The sequence below is a fragment of the Bartonella sp. AA2SXKL genome, assembly GCF_042197205.1.
Taxonomy (GTDB): Bacteria; Pseudomonadota; Alphaproteobacteria; order Rhizobiales; family Rhizobiaceae; genus Bartonella.
The window spans coordinates 1-2209 of record NZ_JBHIRN010000044.1; the positions used below are offsets into that span (position 1 = coordinate 1).

Below are 2209 nucleotides of genomic sequence, written 5' to 3' on the forward strand. Positions count from 1 at the left end.
TCTGCCTCATGGGTTTGTATGGAGCGTTTTGGCAAGGCACCCAGTTTGCAATTTACCGGCTATGGCAATGATGCAAAGACCATTCATGGAGTTTGGTTTCCAGAAGAATTTGGTGATCGGGTAGCCATTGATGCCATCACTACAACTATCCGAAGAGCAAAGCCGGTCCAGATGCTTCGTTGGATCAATGATACCACCTATAGTGTCCTTCTTCATGGACCCGTAGTAATCACCACGATCAATAAAGACCACGACTATATCAGTCTTTCTGGTCAATCCCAACGCATCCGCTATTCCATTACGCTCTTGCCCTTTTTTAATGGCGGAAAACCACAAGGACAATACCAAGAGGGACAAATCCAAGTGGGACAAACTCTATGAAGATACCAGAAAAGCATGTTATTGTAGAGCTAGAGGATATGAGCCTCGATCTCCTTTGCTTTCACCATGTCATGGCAGTGTTCAGAGACCGGAGGCAAGTTGGGGCACTAAACGGTTATTTAGAAGCCACACTGGAAGCTAATCCAGAGATTGCCAAATATGGTGTGTTTTTACCGCGGGGCTTAAAGGTCATTTTGCCTGAATTTGTGTTGTCTAATCCCCAAAGCATGGTGAAGCGGTTATGGGATTAATGCGTACACACCCTTTTATTGTGGTCAAGGTGGGAGACAAACCTGTTCATGAGGTTTTTTACCAGCGTCTTTTAACCGCAACGATTACGGACCATGCCGGTAATGAAGCCGATACATTTGAAGCAGAGTTTGACGATAGTGGCAATGATTTAGAGGTTCCCTCAAGCAATAGTGCGCTACAGGTGATCTTTGGTTATGAGAACAGCATCAGTGCATTTATGGGGTGTTTTGTTGTCGAATCGGTTGTAAGTTGTGGGGGCAGTGATGGAGAGATCTTGCGCCTTTGTGGCAAAAGTGCCTCGATGCGTAAAGAGCTCAAAGAACAGGTGAGTGAGCATTTTGATCACAAAACTGTTGGTGAGATTGTTGAGACACTCGCCAAACGCCATGGCTATCAAGCAAAGGTCAGTCCCCAGTTCACTAAAAAACCTTTGCCTTATGTGATTCGCACAGATCAATCGGCTGTTGATTTTTTAACCCGCCTTGCCGATCGCATGCGGGCACGTTTTTTGATCAAGGACAATAAGTTTTTATTTTTAAGCGGGGACAATTTACCAGCACTCGAACTTCATAAGCATGACTGTTCTAACTGGGAATTCACGTTAGAGCCACGTACGCAATATGGCACTATTGAAGCTTCTTATTTTGATCGCTCAAAAGGGCAGCAATGCCAAGTCAAACATCAGACAGGGTTTAGCGGTCCCGTGCGGCGTCTTCGCAGTTGTTATCCATGTCAAGAGGAAGCTTTATCTGCCGCTGCTTCCGAGTCGGATCGCTTATGTCGTGCTGTAGGCAGTGGTTCTTTGACCTTAGAGGGACGCCCTGAAATCATGGCGGATCAACCTCTTTTATTGCAAGGGTTTCGTGGGCAAATCAATGGGCCATGGAAAGCCGCAACCGTCACCCACCGCTATGAAAAACAAAGCGGATACACAACAGAAATCACACTCGAGGCACCAAACAAGGGAAAAGAAAGCAATGAGAACATTGAACATGCTAAAAACAGAAAATCCAAGAGATAATTTTGCTTCTTCTTTTCGTCAACTTCCCCATAATATTGAAGCGGAACAGGCATTACTTGGAGCAATCCTGATTAATAATAATGCACTCGATCGCGTTTCAGACTTTCTCAAAGCAGAACATTTTTTTGAAACGCTACATCAAAAGATCTTTGAGATTGTCTTACAAATTATTCAAAAGGGTCATCTTGCAAACCCCATTACAATCAAGCCCTATATCCAAATGGAAGAAAAAGTTGGAGATATTACTGTATACCAGTATGTTGTTCGCTTAGCCACAGAGGCAGTCACTATTATTAACACTGAAGATTATGGACGCGTCATTTACGATCTGTTTATCCGCCGGTCTTTGATTAATCTTGGCAATGAAGTTGCCAATACAGCTTTTGATGCGCCTCTGGAGTTCACACCTTCCCAACAAATTGAAACGATTGAAAATCAATTATTTGAGTTAGCCGAAAAAGGAAAATATGGGGGTGGTTTTGAAAACTTTGATACAGCCATTGCAAAAGCACTTAACATGGCAAGCGCTGCAAAAAAGCGTTCCTCACAGCTTTC

Annotated in this window: 4 protein-coding genes; all 4 read left to right on the top strand. The window is 43.8% G+C overall.

Translation table 11 applies throughout. From position 1 onward, the window contains the following. Positions 1-381 (top strand): phage tail protein (locus tag ACFINS_RS09565; RefSeq protein WP_375686227.1); only part of this gene is annotated, 381 nt, incomplete at its 5' end. Next, positions 378-632 (top strand): tail protein X, encoded by a 255-nt coding sequence (locus ACFINS_RS09570; RefSeq protein ID WP_375632034.1) that lies wholly within the window; start codon positions 378-380, stop codon positions 630-632. The genes ACFINS_RS09565 and ACFINS_RS09570, both read left to right, overlap by 4 nt. After that, the gene (locus tag ACFINS_RS09575) at positions 632-1654 is read left to right on the top strand and encodes a phage late control D family protein (RefSeq protein ID WP_375706136.1); all 1023 of its coding nucleotides are present in this window, start codon (positions 632-634) and stop codon (positions 1652-1654) included. Before ACFINS_RS09570 ends, ACFINS_RS09575 begins: the two co-directional genes overlap by 1 nt. Then, positions 1626-2209 (top strand): DnaB-like helicase N-terminal domain-containing protein (locus ACFINS_RS09580; protein ID WP_375706135.1); only part of this gene is annotated, 584 nt, incomplete at its 3' end. The genes ACFINS_RS09575 and ACFINS_RS09580, both read left to right, overlap by 29 nt.

What these genes read in the sequence shown, in the direction of transcription:
- ACFINS_RS09570 (WP_375632034.1), top strand. Translation starts at nt 378, where the DNA reads ATGAAGATACCAGAAAAGCATGTTATTGTAGAGCTAGAGGATATGAGC.
- ACFINS_RS09575 (WP_375706136.1), top strand. Translation starts at nt 632, where the DNA reads ATGCGTACACACCCTTTTATTGTGGTCAAGGTGGGAGACAAACCTGTT.